The following is a 15627-nucleotide window of genomic DNA, read 5'->3' on the forward strand; positions in this document are numbered from 1 at the left end:
TTTGTGGTGTAAACACTAAACAATGATGTACAAGCAAATACTTATCGCTCTTACAATACTGCTATCAGGTGGCGTAGCTATGGCTCAAAATTTAGGCGAACGTACGTTTAATTTTAAAGATCGCAGCCGTAATAACCGCCCAGTGGTTACAGAAATCTGGTATCCGACGGTAGATACGCTAAAACCATCAGATAAACATTTCTCACCCTTTTTACGACAACCAACCGTTCGTGATGGTAAACTCCCGGTGAATAAGCTACCGCTGATCCTGCTCTCACATGGCACCGGTGGTGGCAGGCTGACTTTAGAGTGGCTTGCCCAGGCCCTGGCAAACAGCGGCTGCATAGTTGCTGCCGTAGATCATTACGGCAATACTTATGATCATAAAATCCCGCTTGAATTTGTTAAACCCTGGGAGCGGCCTCTGGATCTCAGCTTCGCGCTTACCTCGCTGCTGAATAACCCGGATGTTGGTCCGCTTATCGACCAGCAGAAGATCGGGGCTATAGGCTTTTCTTTCGGTGGTTATACCGTAATTGCCCTTGCCGGTGCAAGGCTTGATTTTGAACAGGCGCGTAACTATTACAAAACTATTGGTCATAAAGAGTTGGAGATTCCCGAATTTCCGGGTCTGGTAAAATTACTGGATGATAGTTCGCTTATCGCCGGGTCTAAACATGTGCCACCACTAAAGGATAAACGGATCAAAGCTTTCTTTTCCATATCGCCCGCGCTGGGCTTCGGCTTTATCCGCAAAGAGCAAGTGGCCGATATTAAAAGCCCTTTGTATATTGTAGGCTCTCAAAGTGATAGCATCGCCCCGGTAAAAACCAATGCGAGGCACTATCATCAGTTAATCAGTAAATCAATCTATACCGAACTACCGGGCAAGATAGGCCATTATGTGATGCTTGGAGAAGCTATTGACGCAGTGAAGAAAGAGGCACCAATATATTTTACCGACGATCCTTCGGTTAACAGGCATGCTATCCATTTACAGGTAGATAGTATGGCTGTGGGTTTTTTCAGAAAGGAATTAAAGTAAGCTTATCACATTAAATAAAGAAGCCGGTTAAAAATAAACTTTAACCGGCTTCTTTGTATAATATCAGGCTTTTACCTGCTTGTAGAGTTTTTAAGGAATGGCGTAATATTGGTAGCCTGTACAGTTGCCAAAGTTGAAACATTAAATGCTTTGAAGCGTGTACTGCCGCCAAAAACAAACAACATATTATTTACTATAGCTGATGATGCAGCGCGACGAGGCTCCATATTTGACTTCAGTTTGGTGAATTTGCCACTATCGGTATCAAAATAACCTAACAGGTCTTCATCATCATAGCTACCTGCAACAAATATCACGTTACCGCTTGCGGCTACGCTGTTAGCCGACATAAACTCCGGTAGTTTGCCAACAGTTTTCCAGGTATTGGCCTTGATGTCATAAGCGTAAATATTAGTACCTTGGTGTTTAAGAAAAGTATCGTAACCACCAAAAGTGTAAATAACGCCGTTTACAACCGCTCCGGCAGCCTGTAGGTATTCGGGCATATTGGCTAATTGAGTGAATTTTAGTGTTAGCGGATCAAATTCATACACCGAATTGATGCTGCGTTTGCCTTCGCGACTGCCGCCGAATAAGTAAATTTTGTTTTGCCATTCAATCGCGCTGCCGTAGGTGCTGGCCATCGGGTTTAATACATCAAGATTTTTTACTTCCCCGGTTTTAATATCAACACTTTGTACGCCCTGAAAAATCTGGCTGGTGCGTATATCATTGCTAACGCCGCCAATACCCCCAAAAACATATATTTTACCGGTAGCTGGCACATAAGCCGTGGCCGATTGAACTTTGTTGCCGCCCATGTCGGCAATTTTAGTCCAGCTGTTTGTTTCAGGACTGTATTTCAATACATCCGACGAATAGCCGCCGCGCCCTCCTTTATAACCGGCAACGGTGTAAATATTGTTGCCATCGGTAACACTGCTGGTCCAGGTAAGCGGATAGGGGAGATTACTTACATTTTGAAAAGTTACTGTTGGTACAGAAGTAGATTGGGCAGATACGGGATTGTAGCTTAATCCTGCAATAGCTGCAAAAAGACACAAGGTTTTTATTGATTTCATGGCGGTTTAGTTTAATAAGTGAATGTACAAATTATTAAACTGAAGTATAAAGCCTTTGGTTTAATTGTAGCTTATTATTTACACTGATATTATATAGTATTAATTGGCTTTTAACAAAAGCTAATTATTCAGCTAAAAACATTTTTACCGTGCAGGAGTTGATAATTTAACTCTTGGTATTAAATTATTTCTGCTGATACTATGAAAGCTATTGTGTTTTGTTTCCTTATCCTATTTTTTGCCGGTGTTGATGCCGGGGCACAAACAAAAAATGTAAGTGGTGTTTACGCCGGTATTGAATTAACACTGCCCGTTACCATGGGGGCCGGGATGGGGCGTAACGATGTGGTATACATGCTAAGGCCCGATGGAACGTTCAACGATCTGCTTGAAAAGCCTGATTGGAAAACCCACGTTGCCGGTCATTATCAGGTACAGGGCAATACGCTCAAAATGCAGTATCTAAAAGGCTCCAAACAAGAGTACAAGTTGGAAGCCGATGGTGATATAGATGCAGGCAGCTTTAATATACTGAAACTTAATACATCTGACAGGGTGCCTGCCGGTTACTATGAATTTACGCATGCAAGCAGTATGGGCGGTATGAACACCGGGCAGGTATTTGTTGGTACCTCCGGCGAAAAAGGGCTTTATTTTGATGGGAAGGGCAATTTTAGTCAAAACAATTTATCGGCTACCATGGTATCAGGTGATGGTATTGGTGGCGGCGGGAGTCATAAAGATAGCGGTGCTGGTACTTATACCATAAAAGACGGCATACTTACCTTAGCTTATAACACCGGTAAAACCGAAACCCACAGCTTTTTTTGTCGCCCCGGCGAAAAACCGATTATGGCCGCTATAGATGGCAATATTTATTTTATGAAAGATAAAGCACCTAAAAGTGCTTCATCTACAGCAAAAACTACATCTGGGGCTCCCCGTAATAATACCAAGCCGACTGCTGATTCTGAAACAAGCAGTACCAATGACGCCGCAAGTTTACTAAGCAAAGCTGCCGAAGCTCATGGCGGGGCAAAGCTTGATGCCATTAAAACCATGCAGGTATCAGCCATAATGATGGGTATTGATATTACCCTGAAGGTTGACCTCGCCGCTCATCGTGTACGTTCTGAACTCCGAAAAGGAGGGAAGTTGCTACAGGTTGAGCAAATGGAGGGAGATAACGGCTGGCAATGGCGTAATGGCAATAAACAGCCGCTTTCGGCCTCACGCATCGCGCAGTTAAAACAAGGTTTCCGCTCCGGGCCATTGTTATTCAGGAAAGAGAATCTCGATCACATCCAAAATGTTAAAGTGCAGGAGGGTAAAAACAATATCGTGATCGTAAGCTATAACTATGATGGCGTAACCAGTTTTGCGGCTTTAAACAGTAACAATCAGTTGGTTGGCGAAGGCACTAAAACAGGTTCAGTGATTCAGGCATCGGCTTTTACAGGTTTTAAAACGGTAGATGGTATTGTTTTACCAGCTGCTGAATTACAAAGTGAAGGGGCACAAAAAAGTAGTATTACCTATAACGATTATAAGATAAACCCATCATTTACCGATGCTGATTGGGCCGATGCCCGGTAGTGGATTGTTTATAAAGTCTTTAATACCCGTTGATATACAATCTTAACCGGTTCGATGAAAAAAATAGTGGCAATAATGATGAAAAATATCTGCCGGTCGCTTTCTTTATAGCTGCTTATCGCCAATAAACCAATAACCAGTAGAAACAAGGGTGCTGCATATTTAAGTGTGCTCCAGTTGGCTTTTGCCTTAGTATCGAAAATGTTATATACCAGGTAGCTGCAAACAGCAATCACATAGCCTGGGATAGCAAACAAGGCATACATTACCGCTGCGGCTATCTCACTTCCTTCGCGGGTAATGCCGTAAATAATAAGTGCAATTATCAGGAAAGGGACGCAAATACCGGCCTGGATAAGCGCTTGTGAAATTAGGGTTACTGGTTGTTTTAAGCTCATCGAAAGCATAAAAGTAACAGAAAGTTTCTGAATAATGCAAGTGGTTGATTAAACGCTGTCAACTCAAACGATATAGTTAAAATATACTGTTACGAACATGGCTGTAACCGCACAGGTTAAGCCTAAAGCTATATATTTGGAAAAACCAACCCTAAAACAACCTCATGAGAAATAAATACTGCCTGCCCCGGGTTTTCGTGGCATCCGCTTTATCTCTTAGCTTTAGCCTCAGTGCATCGGCACAGGAAAAAAATATCTACCACAAAGGCTGGATAGATTTTAACAAGAACGGTAAGATGGACGTGTTTGAAGATCCATCCCAACCCATTGACAAACGCGTGGCCGACCTGGTAAGCCAGATGACCGTTGAAGAGAAAACCTGCCAGATGGCTACTCTTTACGGGTACAAACGCGTATTGAAAGATGAAATGCCGGTGCCCAACTGGAAAAACGAAGTTTGGAAAGATGGTATAGCCAATATTGATGAAGAACTGAACAACCTTACATCGCATACCGATGATGCGCCTACGCAGTATTCATATCCGTTCAGCAAGCACGCGTCGGCCATTAATACCATTCAAAAATGGTTTGTTGAAGAAACCCGTTTAGGCATCCCTGTTGACTTTACCAACGAAGGTATCCACGGTCTTAATCATGACCGGGCTACACCGTTGCCTGCACCGATATCTATAGGCAGTACCTTTGATAAAGAGCTGGTTTATGAGGCCGGTAAAACGGTTGGCCGCGAAGCTAAAGCTTTGGGATATACCAACGTTTACGCGCCGATACTTGACCCAGCCCGTGATCAGCGCTGGGGCCGTGTGGTTGAATGTTATGGTGAAGATCCATTTCATATTGCCGAAATGGGCAAGCAAATGGTACTGGGGATCCAGGAAGGTGGCGTAGCTTCAACGCTTAAACACTTTGCTGTATATAGCGTACCTAAAGGCGGCCGCGATGGGAGTGCCCGTACCGATCCGCACGTGGCCCCACGGGAAATGCATCAGTTGTATTTATACCCCTTCCGTAGGGTAATCCAGGAAGCACATCCAATGGGTGTAATGAGCAGTTACAACGATTGGGATGGTGTGCCGATAACTGGTAGCTACTATTTCCTTACGCAGCTTTTACGTCAGCAATTTGGCTTTAACGGTTATGTAGTGAGCGATAGTGAGGCTGTTGAGTTCCTGTACTCTAAACACCACGTAGCAGCTGATTATAAGGAAGCCGTAAGGCAGGCTGTTGAAGCAGGTCTTAACGTGCGTACTAACTTCACAATGCCGCAAACATTTATTATGCCCTTGCGCGAGCTGATTAAAGAGAACCGCATCTCGATGAAGATCATTGATACCCGTGTTGGCGAGGTGTTGAAAGTGAAATTCAGGTTAGGTTTATTTGATAGTCCTTACGTTAAAGACCCTAAAGCTGCTGATAAAATAGTACACACCGAGGCTGATAAGGCGATGAGCCTTAAAATGAACCGCGAATCGATGGTATTGCTTAAAAACGCTAACAACTTGTTACCGTTGGACAAAAAGAAATACCCTAATATTCTAATTACCGGTCCGCTGGCTAAGGAAACCAATTACGCTGTGAGCAGGTACGGCCCGTCACACAACCCGGTCACTACTGTGTTTGACGGGGTTAAAAATTACGTCGGCAATGATGCTAAAGTAAGTTATGTTAAAGGCTGCAATATGATTGATGCCACCTGGCCAGAAAGTGAGATCATCGAAACGCCATTAACCGCTCAGGAGCAGGCCGGCATTGATTCGGCAGTGGCACAGGCTAAGCAGTCGGATATTGTAATAGCTGTGGTAGGTGAGGATGTTGACCGTGTAGGCGAGAGTTTATCACGTACAGGCTTAAACCTGCCGGGCAGGCAGCTGAAGCTGATCCAGGCTTTACAAGCTACAGGTAAACCTGTAGTAATGGTTATGATTAACGGGCAACCGCTAACCATCAATTGGGAAAACAAATATGTGCCAGCCATTTTAGAGGCCTGGTTCCCGAGCGTACAAAGCGGGCAGGTAATTGCCGAAACGCTGTTCGGCGATAATAATCCTGGTGGTAGGCTGCCGATCACATTTCCTAAAACAACTGGTCAGCTGGAATATAATTTCCCTTTCAAGCCATCATCACAGGCCGAACAGGGCGGCCAAAACAGTTGGGGTAAAACCAGTGTAAAAGGCGCTTTGTATCCTTATGGCTATGGGTTAAGCTATACCACGTTTGAGTATAGCAATCTGCAAGTATCGCCCGAAAAAGGAAACTCTCAAGGGCTTATACAGGTTAGTGTTGATGTAACCAATACTGGTCAGCGCAAAGGCGACGATGTAGTACAGCTTTACCTGAAGGATGAGGTGAGCAGTGTTACCACTTATGAGTACGACCTGCGCGGCTTTGATCGTGTTACCCTTAATCCGGGCGAAAAGAAAACGGTACAATTCACCCTTCATCCTGATGACCTGGCACTGCTGGACAAAAACATGAACTGGACAGTTGAACCAGGCAAGTTTGAAGTGATGATAGGAAGCTCATCAGTTGATATTAAACTGAAAAAAGAGTTTGAGGTAGAATAAAATCGACCAAAATAAAACATTAGCGTTAATGAAAAAGAGCAATTTGATTATAATTCAAATTGCTCTTTTTTTATGCTGATAGCGCTATTTTTCATAACTTCAGCGTAAAATTAAACCTATGATCTTAGATGATACCTGGGTATCGGTAGAGGCTGTATCTGACGAAGATATTCCCCTGTTGGTACGTTACAGACCCAATCTCACAAATTTTTTTGAAAGTGGCGCTTACTTTCAGCGCATGGACGTGACCTGGAGGTATGATACGTTCGATCCCTCGTTATTACCCCCCGCAGATGAAATGCTTTTAATGGAGCAAGTAGAAGATGCATTGGTGGATCTGCTTGAGGATGACCATCAAAGTATCCTTGCCTTTGTGTTTACCGGTGAAAACGAACGGTGGTGGGCCTGGTATACCACAGATATAGAAGTTGCAGGCGACAGGTTAAACGATGCCTTATCCGAGTTTGATGAACTCCCCATCAACATCACCGTTATTGACGACCCGGACTGGGAAGAATATTTTGGTGTAATGGAGGATTTTGGAGAGGATGTAGGGTAGTTCTGATATGTTAAGGTAGAGATTGAAGGACTGCACCAGAGGTGCAAAAGGTCTGTAGAAATAAGATATAACAGATTTTTGGTATGCCAGAGGTACACAACTTTGGTGTTATGTACCTCTGGCACCTTTGATTTTTAGTTCTGATGTCCTTTCGGTCTTTCCAATTTCTGAAAAGGTATTTTAAGAATATTTGCAAACCTGCCGGTAACGTTCTTATCCATGTGGGTATCAATGCCAAAGCGGGTATTTTCTTGCTCCAGTTCGCCAAAAGTGCCAAAAAGTCTGTCCCAGATGCTTAGTACATCGCCGTAATTGCGGTCGGTGTGGGGTAGTTGATAATGGTGGTGTACATGGTGCAGGTTAGGTGTTATAAAAATTAAACCAACAATTTTGTTAACGCGTTGTGGTAACCTGAACTCGGTATGCGCCAGTATGTTAAATAATGACTGGAATGTTTGTCGTAATACTAAAACACCAATTCCCGGACCGCAAATAAACACCCAAAGCATTAAGCAGCAGGTGCGCACACAGGTTTCGCCGGGATGTTCACGAACGGTTGTCGATACATCAACATGTTGATCGCTGTGATGTACGAGGTGAAATTTCCAGAGCGGATCTATTTTGTGCATCACTACATGATAAATATACTCACAAAGGTCAAGCAGCATAAAAAGACTGATATAGTAAATCCATTTGTTGTGATGCCCGGGTATGTAATTAACTAATCCCCAATGATGTAAATTGGTCCAGCTTACTATAATTATAACAATAGTAGTAAGTAATAGCTGGATAGGAAGAGCGGTAAAAATGAACAGCAGATTGGTTTTGTTATGCTGCCAGCGCTTTTTTACCGAAATACCTGATGAAAAACAAACTTCCATCAGCCATAATGAGCATATGATTAGAGCATATAAAGCAACTTGCACAGCATCCTGATGCTGGTCGAGGAATTGGGTAACAGTCATTCTTTAAATTAGTAGGAGTAATTGCCTTTAAGTATTAAAAAGCAATTTGAGTGCAATTTCTTTTTTTTGAATGAATGTTTGATGAAGTGTGTTAAGCAGTTGTTAAAACAGTGTGATTTGATAATGCTTTGCTCATGACCGATGTTCAGCAGGTTTGGTCATCGGGATGTGATAAACCAGTAGTAATTAATGTTTAGTTACCGCTTTTAAATATCTTCGTGTTTGCGCAAAAAATGAAACTATCGGTTACAGAACAATCTACAGGCGGCGATTTGCTGTTGCTTATCAATGAAAAACATTTCGACAGGATGTTTTACACGCGCGATCGTCAGCATAAATACCTCACCATAGCCTGGAACAGGGGCGAAAAGCAAACCGTTACCATTGATGAGGTGGATTATGATTTTTTGCCCAATACCATTTTGCCTTTAATGGTTAACCAGTCCTTCCGTTTTGAACGGCCCGAGGATATTGTGGCCTGGCAGTTTAACCGTGATTTTTATTGCATTGTTGACCATGATGAAGAGGTAAGCTGTGTGGGTTTCCTGTTTTACGGCAGCTCGGAGCAAGTATTTGTAAGCCTTGATGAAACCATGAAGTTTAAGTTGCAGCGCCTGCTTGATATTTTTATTGAAGAGTTTGAAACGACAGACAATATTCAGATAGATATGCTCCGGATGTTGCTGAAACGCCTCATTATTCTTGTAACCCGCCTGGCCAAGGCTCATCGTGGGCAAAGCGAGGCAATAGCCGATGAAAAATTTGGCACCATCCGCAAATTTAACCTGATGGTGGAGAATAATTACCGCGAGCACCATACGGTAGCCTATTACGCGCAGCAGTTAAATAAATCGCCTAAAACGCTGTCAAACCTTTTCGCTTTGTATAACCATAAAACACCTTTGCAGGTGATACAGGAGCGGCTTATTATTGAAGCTAAACGGTTGCTATACTATACCGACAAGTCGGCAAAGGAAATTACCTATGAACTTGGCTTTGATGACGCGGCTTATTTCAGTAATTTCTTTAAAAAACATACCTCGTTTTCACCCACCGATTTCAGAAATAACAAGCTTTTAGTTGCCGAAGGGAAATAATTACAAGAAGCCGGGAAATTTGCCCATTCCGCAGGGCTGTTAAAGTTGCCACCTTTGTAGTGTTAATTCAAAACAACAAAAATTAACACTATATAAAATGAAAACTTTCGCAATTCCAACAAGAGAACAAGTAACTCCAGAAAACCAAGCCATATTTGATACATTAACCAAAGTAGTGGGCCGCGTGCCAAACCTGTTTGCAGTTTTTGCAACTTCAGACCATGCGCTTGCTAACTATATAACACTTTCAAACGGTAAAACATCATTGCGTGCTAAAGAAAAAGAAGCCGTAAACCTTATAGTAAGCCAGGTAAATGATTGTGCTTACTGTTCTGCCGCCCACACTGCTATCGCTAAAATGAACGGTTTTACCGATGACCAGATCCTTGAAATTCGTGGTGGTTCAGCTTCATTTGATCCTAAAATTGATGCTTTGGTTAAAGTAGCCAAATCAATTACCGAGAATAAAGGTCATGCCGATCATCAAGTGGTTGAAAACTTTTACGCTGCCGGTTATACACAAGCCAACCTGATTGACGTAGTTGTGGCCGTTGGCGATAAAACCATCACCAACTATGTATACGCTTTAACCCAGGTTCCAGTTGACTGGCCAGCTATCCCGGAAGTCAAATAATTGTCGATTTATAATTTAGTTTACGCTTTTATGCCCGCCTTGCTTCTGTAAGGCGGGCATAACTGTTTATTTTTATAAAAAACCTATATCATGAACTTTGCACGTTTTGCATTTACCGATGGGGTAAAAAAACTCCAGGAAAAATATGGCAGCCGCCCGGCTTACGCCCGTATGGAAAATATGCTGGCCGATAAGGAGGGGATCACCGAGGCCGAACAAATGTTTATTGAAAGCCGGGATAGTTTTTACATGTCCAGCATAGGCGAAAACGGTTACCCGTATATTCAGCACAGGGGAGGTCCCGCTGGTTTTATCAAGGTGATAGATAGCCATACGCTTGGTGTAGTTGATTTTAGGGGAAACAAGCAATATATTTCTGTTGGCAATGTGATGGCGCACCCGCAGGTATCTTTGTTTTTGATGGATTATCCGCATAAAACAAGGCTCAAAATCTACGCCGACGCCCGGATTGTTGAACTTGCCGATAATCCCGAATTGTTTGATTTGATTGATCCGTCAGAATATAAACACACCGCCGAACGGATGCTCATTTTTGATGTAAAAGCGTTTGATTGGAATTGCCCGCAGCATATTACGCCACGTTACACTGTTGAAGAGATCAAAGAAGCCTTCGCCCCGCAAAATGAGTATGTATTAAAGCTGGAATACGAAATAGCCAGGCTTAAAAAACAGCTGGAAGAAAAGTAAGCTGCTTTGATAATTATGTTTCAATAGTTTACCTTAGTTGCAGATAACAACCAGTGGTAAACCGATGAGCAATAACCAGCAAATAATTCCGATGCTTGCCTATGAAGATGGCCTTGCGGCTATGGGCTGGTTATGTGATGTATTTGGGTTTACCGAAAACATGCGGATGACGGATGACGCTGGTCGCCTTGCTCACGGTGAGCTAAAAATGGGCGATAGCCTGGTGATGCTGGCCGAGCCTTCACCTAATTATCAGGGGCCGGCGCATCATGCTCAAAATTGTGAAACTGCTGCCAAATGGGGCACAGTGCCTTACATTATAAACGGCGTTTTAGTTTATGTAGATGACGTTGTAGCTCATTATAATATTGCGAAAAGCAAAGGCGCGATCATACTAAGCGAGCTTGAATATGGCTTTCCAGGTACCCGTTATCGCGCTGCTGATCTTGAAGGGCAACGCTGGATGTTTATGCAAATTGAAAAAAATTAAACCACCTTATGACTGCACTGTTTCACTTTTTATTTGTAGTACTCAAATCATATCTACTTGCCCTTATTTATGCGCCCATCGTTTGGTTTTTATGGGTACTGATCCTGAAAGCCCGGAAAAAGTATACCGGTTTTAAATGGTCAAGAGTATTTAAAGTTTATACTGTTGTCGCCCTTTTACTCATCGTTTTTTCATTCACCTATTATGGCGATCACGGTCTTGGCGACAGCTCACGTATTCCATTAGGGCATGGTGAAGCAATACTGGAAAACGATCAGTCCGCTTATTTTGAACCTAAAGATAAAAGTGAACAGATTCATGTAAAAGTATTTGCCTTGAAAGGGGATAACCTTTGTATGGCAGTTGATTCGGGATACAAAGTATACAATTTAAAGACTAAGGGCGTTGTTAACTTCAGCGAAGGGCAAATGTATGATGCCTTTGCTTTTTCGTACGGCTTACCTTTGTCGCTCCAGTTGCGGGGCTTCAGGCCTCAATATGACGAGTACTGGAACGGATGGCGGTTTTGGCTGTTGCCGTAGCAGATTTTAACTTTAAATTGATGTAATTGGCTTTGAATAGCTAATTTTTAACCAAAACCTTTACAGATTGTTATCGTACACGGATATTATAGATATTTTTGTGCCTTGTAGGCAAAAGGTACATTAATAATGTCCATGTACTAACAGCAGGTTAATACTGTAATAAATACAGTTGTACTTTATTACTTTATTTATAATTTTATAAATGCAATACACTAAGGGGCTTGGCCTGTTATAAACCAAACTATAAATTTTGTTAATGGAAGTTACGACTAAAGGGGTAAAAGGCAGCCAGTTAAAAAATATGATCATTAAAAGGCTTTATTTTAATAAGGCCATGTCGTGTGCTGGATTAAGTGAGTTATTTGATAAAAGTATCCCTTCTATAGCTAAAGCTATAAATGAATTAATGCATGAGGGCTTTGTGGTTGAGCAGGGTTATGCCCCGTCAAGCGGTGGGCGCCGGCCGTTAATGTACTCGGTAAAATCAAGTGCCATGCATATCTTGGCTATCGCGCTTGATCAGCTCACGGCCCGCATACAGATGTTTGATTTATTGAACAATCCGGTTGCAGATATGCTCACCTTTGAGCTTAAACTGCTTAATAACCCGGATGCTTTACCTAAACTGGTTGAAGAGATCAATAGTTACATCGCGCATAGTGGCATTTCTAAAGATAAAATCGCAGGCATTGGCATTGGTATGCCCGGATTTATAAATATCACCGAAGGTATCAACTACACTTATCTGGATGCCGGCGGACAAAGCTTAACCGCCTATCTCACTTCAAAAACAGGTATCGCTACTTATATCGATAACGACTCGAGTCTTATAGCGCTTGCCGAGCAAAAGTTTGGTATTGCCAAAGCACAGCAGGAAGTTATGGTGATAAACCTGGGTTGGGGTATTGGTTTGGGGATGATTGTAAACGGCAAACTCTTCCGCGGACATAATGGCTTTGCAGGTGAACTAAGCCATATCCCACTGTCGGAAGATGGCTCCCTTTGTGAGTGCGGTAAACGCGGTTGTCTTGAAGCCGAGGCTTCATTACTTGTTGTGGCCCGAAAAGCCATTGAAGGTATTAAAAAAGGTCGTGTAACCAGTTTAAAATATAATGAGGAGGATCATTCTAAGCTAATAGGTGATGCCCTTTTGGATGCAGCGAACAATGGTGATCAGTTTGCGATCGAGTTGCTTTCTGACGCAGGTTATAAAATAGGGAAGGCCATTGCAATCCTTATCCACATCATGAATCCGGCTATCATTGTTTTGAGTGGTCGCGGCGCTAAAGTGGCTAAGATCCTAACAGCACCTATGCAGCAGGCATTACATAAATACTGTATCCCGCGCCTTGCCGCCGGTACCGAACTGCTGGTATCCGAACTTGGTTTTGATGCCGAACTCATCGGTGCAGCCGTACTGGTAATGGAAAACTTTGACCGTGTGGTAAAAACTAAAGCCGTTAAAGCAGCCAAGAGCGCGGCGGCGTAATGCAACAAAAATGTCATTGCGAGGAGGAACGACGAAGCAATCGCATACTATACAGGGCGGACCTGCATAGCATGCGATTGCCGCGCTTCGCTCAATGACACGTTTATAAAACATCTCCAAACACCCTCCCCGAATAATCCATCGCTTCCTTAAATTTATCCATATTAAGCCCTGTTGGCTCGTCTTGCGTGTTAAGATAAGCTATCAGGTTTTCGGTGGCGATATTGCCTGTAAGGTCATCTTTGGCCATTGGACAGCCTCCGTAGCCTTTAAGGGCAGTATCAAAACGTTTACAACCGCTTTGGTAGGCTGCGGCTATTTTAGGCTGCCAGGTATCAGGCGTAGAATGCAGGTGGATGCCAAATTCGGTATCCGGGAATAAATGGCAAAGGTTTGGGTAAATACTGCTGATCTGTTCTGCATTCGCAATACCTATGGTATCGGCAAGGGCTATATTTTTTATTCCTTCAGCAACAAGCTTTTCTGCCCAGTGTTCAATGATGCCGGTATTCCATTCATCGCCATAAGGGTTCCCGAAGCCCATAGACAGATAAACCAGTAATTGCTTACCGTTTTCATTACTCAATTCATTTATCCGCTGCACAGTTTCAAAGGCCTGCTCAATGGTAGAGTTTGTATTTCGGAGCTGAAAAGTTTCGGATATGGAAAAAGGATAACCGAGATAGGTGATCTCCTCATGTTTAACCGCGTCTTCGGCGCCCCGGTAATTGGCAATGATAGCCAGTAGCTTCGAGCTGGTACTACTCAGATCGAGTTTCTTTAATACCTCTGCCGTATCCTGTAACTGGGGGATAGCTTTAGGAGATACAAAACTGCCGAAGTCAATCGTATCAAAACCCACTTGTAAAAGCAGGTTAATATATTCGGCCTTTACATCGGTAGTAATAAAATCATGAATACCCTGCATGGCATCGCGGGGGCACTCGGTTATTTTGATTGCCATTTTTTGGAAGTCTTAGGTTTTAAGTCGCAAGTCTGAAGTCTTGAGTCTTAAGTCAAATCTCATCAATTTAGTTTACAAAACATAAAACGTCCAACTTAAAACTTCTGATTTAGGACTTAGAACTTGCAGCTTAAACTAATCAACCGTATTAGGCAAATGCTGATCTTCCGTTAAGCCTTCGCGCTCAAATTTGCGGATTATAAGCCTTGTACCGCCATTATAGGTCACATAGCTCGATACCCAGTTAATGAATACGATCACCTTGTTACGGCCTCCTAAAAGCGATATCAGGTGCACAAACATCCACACCAGCCATGCAAAAAATCCCTGGAACTTTACTTTACCCAAATCGGCCACCGCTTTATTGCGGCCAATGGTTGCCAACGAGCCTTTATCATTGTATTTAAAAGGTGAGGTTTGTTCGCCGTTGATGATATGAATGATGTTTTTAGCTACATGCTGCCCCATCTGTATCGCTACCTGTGCCACACCGGGGTGTCCTTTAGGCGTTTCGTCGGTGATCATTGCTGCTACGTCGCCAATTGCAAACACATTGTTAAAGCCAGCTACGCGACCAATGCTATCTACCTTTATTCTATTGCCACGTTCAATAGCGTCCTTATCAAAACCTTCGGGAATAACACCCATAACTCCGGCACTCCAGATCACGTTTTTGGTACGGATGGTTTTACCGCCTTCAAATTTAATCTCTTCGCCATTATAGCTTTCCACCTTTACGCCGGTTAGCACCTCAACGCCCATATTGGAGAGGAAAGTGCGTGCGGCGTTTGATGCCTGCTCGGAAAAAGGCCCAAGTACTTTCGGCAAAAAGTCGACCAGGTAAACCTTCATATCCTCTTTCTTGAGTTCTGGATAATCTTTGGTTAAAACGTGGTTTCGGAGCTCGGCAAGCGAGCCTGCTAGCTCAACACCGGTTGGTCCGGCTCCTACCAGCACAAAGGTAAGGTAAGGATCGCGCTCGGCCTTGCCAACTTTAAGCAGGGCCTCCTCAATGTTCTGCAAAATAGAATACCGGAGGTTCAGCGCCTCAGGGATTGATTTCATCGGCATAGCATAATGCTCGATGTCCTTATTGCCAAAAAAGTTGGTGGTTGAGCCGGTTGCTATTACCAGGTAATCATAAGCTATATTGCCTATGGTTGTTTCGAGCATGTTGCTATCCGCATCAACCCTGGTTACCTCAGCAATCCTAAACCGGAAGTTTTTCTGACTGGCAAAATTCTTCCTTAATGAAAAAGCTATCGACTCCGATTCAAGGCTGCCCATAGCCACCTGGTATAACAGGGGCTGAAATGTATGGTAGTTGTGCTTATCAAGCATCAAAACGTCAACCGGTTTGTCCTTTAGTTGCTTTGCCACCTGCAGACCGCCGAAGCCGCCGCCCACTATCACTACTAAAGGAAATTTGGAATTATTGGATGTATTCATGAGCAGGTTATTATTAAAAAATTA

Annotated in this window: 15 protein-coding genes; 10 read left to right on the forward strand and 5 right to left on the reverse strand. The window is 43.1% G+C overall.

The genetic code is table 11. The features are described 5' to 3' along the window. The first annotated feature begins 22 nt into the window (after positions 1-22). Positions 23-1045, forward strand: coding sequence for an alpha/beta hydrolase family protein (locus DEO27_RS05150; RefSeq protein WP_112574115.1), 1023 nt, complete (start codon positions 23-25; stop codon positions 1043-1045). 71 nt (positions 1046-1116) lie between these two features. On the opposite strand, the gene DEO27_RS05155 is transcribed toward DEO27_RS05150, so the two are convergent. Next, positions 1117-2127 carry a Kelch repeat-containing protein gene (locus DEO27_RS05155; protein ID WP_112574114.1) on the reverse strand — a complete coding sequence of 337 codons (1011 nt, stop codon included), beginning with the start codon at positions 2125-2127 and terminating at the stop codon, positions 1117-1119. A gap of 201 nt (positions 2128-2328) precedes the next feature. On the opposite strand from DEO27_RS05155, the gene DEO27_RS05160 reads away from it, so the two are divergent. Beyond that, on the forward strand, positions 2329-3723 hold the full coding sequence (locus tag DEO27_RS05160; protein ID WP_112574113.1) for a hypothetical protein: 1395 nt from the start codon (positions 2329-2331) through the stop codon (positions 3721-3723). Positions 3724-3731: 8 nt separating this feature from the next. Here DEO27_RS05160 and DEO27_RS05165 read toward each other — a convergent pair whose 3' ends face one another. Then, positions 3732-4121, reverse strand: coding sequence for a hypothetical protein (locus DEO27_RS05165; RefSeq protein ID WP_112574112.1), 390 nt, complete (start codon positions 4119-4121; stop codon positions 3732-3734). A 164-nt stretch (positions 4122-4285) separates the two neighbouring features. Here DEO27_RS05165 and DEO27_RS05170 point away from each other — a divergent pair, with 164 nt between their 5' ends. After that, a complete protein-coding gene (locus DEO27_RS05170; protein ID WP_112574111.1) occupies positions 4286-6703 on the forward strand; it encodes a glycoside hydrolase family 3 N-terminal domain-containing protein in 2418 nt (805 codons plus the stop codon). Positions 6704-6821: 118 nt separating this feature from the next. After that, entirely contained in the window at positions 6822-7262 is a 441-nt protein-coding gene (locus DEO27_RS05175) for a DUF695 domain-containing protein (RefSeq protein ID WP_112574110.1), read from the forward strand. Positions 7263-7396: 134 nt separating this feature from the next. On the opposite strand, the gene DEO27_RS05180 is transcribed toward DEO27_RS05175, so the two are convergent. Continuing rightward, on the reverse strand, positions 7397-8227 hold the full coding sequence (locus tag DEO27_RS05180) for a sterol desaturase family protein (RefSeq protein WP_112574109.1): 831 nt from the start codon (positions 8225-8227) through the stop codon (positions 7397-7399). 233 nt (positions 8228-8460) lie between these two features. Between DEO27_RS05180 and DEO27_RS05185 the strand changes: the two genes are divergently transcribed. From DEO27_RS05185 to DEO27_RS05210, 6 genes are all read left to right on the forward strand, one after another. Beyond that, positions 8461-9324 carry a helix-turn-helix domain-containing protein gene (locus tag DEO27_RS05185; RefSeq protein ID WP_112574108.1) on the forward strand — a complete coding sequence of 288 codons (864 nt, stop codon included), beginning with the start codon at positions 8461-8463 and terminating at the stop codon, positions 9322-9324. Between the two features lie 97 nt (positions 9325-9421). Beyond that, positions 9422-9958 (forward strand): carboxymuconolactone decarboxylase family protein, encoded by a 537-nt coding sequence (locus DEO27_RS05190; RefSeq protein ID WP_112574107.1) that lies wholly within the window; start codon positions 9422-9424, stop codon positions 9956-9958. 90 nt (positions 9959-10048) lie between these two features. Further along, a complete protein-coding gene (locus DEO27_RS05195) occupies positions 10049-10666 on the forward strand; it encodes a pyridoxamine 5'-phosphate oxidase family protein (protein ID WP_112574106.1) in 618 nt (205 codons plus the stop codon). A gap of 64 nt (positions 10667-10730) precedes the next feature. Further along, positions 10731-11156, forward strand: coding sequence for a VOC family protein (locus DEO27_RS05200; RefSeq protein ID WP_112574105.1), 426 nt, complete (start codon positions 10731-10733; stop codon positions 11154-11156). An 8-nt stretch (positions 11157-11164) separates the two neighbouring features. Continuing rightward, positions 11165-11698 carry a hypothetical protein gene (locus DEO27_RS05205; RefSeq protein ID WP_112574104.1) on the forward strand — a complete coding sequence of 178 codons (534 nt, stop codon included), beginning with the start codon at positions 11165-11167 and terminating at the stop codon, positions 11696-11698. Between the two features lie 259 nt (positions 11699-11957). Further along, positions 11958-13190, forward strand: coding sequence for an ROK family protein (locus DEO27_RS05210; RefSeq protein WP_112574103.1), 1233 nt, complete (start codon positions 11958-11960; stop codon positions 13188-13190). 103 nt (positions 13191-13293) lie between these two features. Here the strand turns inward: DEO27_RS05210 and DEO27_RS05215 are convergent, their stop codons facing one another. Together DEO27_RS05215 and DEO27_RS05220 are read right to left on the reverse strand one after the other, a co-directional pair. Then, a complete protein-coding gene (locus DEO27_RS05215; RefSeq protein WP_112574102.1) occupies positions 13294-14154 on the reverse strand; it encodes a hydroxymethylglutaryl-CoA lyase in 861 nt (286 codons plus the stop codon). A 135-nt stretch (positions 14155-14289) separates the two neighbouring features. Next, on the reverse strand, positions 14290-15603 hold the full coding sequence (locus DEO27_RS05220) for an NAD(P)/FAD-dependent oxidoreductase (RefSeq protein ID WP_112574101.1): 1314 nt from the start codon (positions 15601-15603) through the stop codon (positions 14290-14292). Positions 15604-15627: the final 24 nt, after the last annotated feature.

This window comes from Mucilaginibacter rubeus, assembly GCF_003286415.2.
GTDB lineage: Bacteria > Bacteroidota > Bacteroidia > Sphingobacteriales > Sphingobacteriaceae > Mucilaginibacter > Mucilaginibacter rubeus_A.

Bases quoted from the DNA above. Each gene is read 5' to 3' on its own strand.
- DEO27_RS05150 (WP_112574115.1), top strand. From the start codon at position 23: ATGATGTACAAGCAAATACTTATCGCTCTTACAATACTGCTATCAGGT.
- DEO27_RS05155 (WP_112574114.1), bottom strand. From the start codon at position 2,127: ATGAAATCAATAAAAACCTTGTGTCTTTTTGCAGCTATTGCAGGATTA.
- DEO27_RS05160 (WP_112574113.1), top strand. From the start codon at position 2,329: ATGAAAGCTATTGTGTTTTGTTTCCTTATCCTATTTTTTGCCGGTGTT.
- DEO27_RS05165 (WP_112574112.1), bottom strand. From the start codon at position 4,121: ATGAGCTTAAAACAACCAGTAACCCTAATTTCACAAGCGCTTATCCAG.
- DEO27_RS05170 (WP_112574111.1), top strand. From the start codon at position 4,286: ATGAGAAATAAATACTGCCTGCCCCGGGTTTTCGTGGCATCCGCTTTA.
- DEO27_RS05175 (WP_112574110.1), top strand. From the start codon at position 6,822: ATGATCTTAGATGATACCTGGGTATCGGTAGAGGCTGTATCTGACGAA.
- DEO27_RS05180 (WP_112574109.1), bottom strand. From the start codon at position 8,227: ATGACTGTTACCCAATTCCTCGACCAGCATCAGGATGCTGTGCAAGTT.
- DEO27_RS05185 (WP_112574108.1), top strand. From the start codon at position 8,461: ATGAAACTATCGGTTACAGAACAATCTACAGGCGGCGATTTGCTGTTG.
- DEO27_RS05190 (WP_112574107.1), top strand. From the start codon at position 9,422: ATGAAAACTTTCGCAATTCCAACAAGAGAACAAGTAACTCCAGAAAAC.
- DEO27_RS05195 (WP_112574106.1), top strand. From the start codon at position 10,049: ATGAACTTTGCACGTTTTGCATTTACCGATGGGGTAAAAAAACTCCAG.
- DEO27_RS05200 (WP_112574105.1), top strand. From the start codon at position 10,731: ATGAGCAATAACCAGCAAATAATTCCGATGCTTGCCTATGAAGATGGC.
- DEO27_RS05205 (WP_112574104.1), top strand. From the start codon at position 11,165: ATGACTGCACTGTTTCACTTTTTATTTGTAGTACTCAAATCATATCTA.
- DEO27_RS05210 (WP_112574103.1), top strand. From the start codon at position 11,958: ATGGAAGTTACGACTAAAGGGGTAAAAGGCAGCCAGTTAAAAAATATG.
- DEO27_RS05215 (WP_112574102.1), bottom strand. From the start codon at position 14,154: ATGGCAATCAAAATAACCGAGTGCCCCCGCGATGCCATGCAGGGTATT.
- DEO27_RS05220 (WP_112574101.1), bottom strand. From the start codon at position 15,603: ATGAATACATCCAATAATTCCAAATTTCCTTTAGTAGTGATAGTGGGC.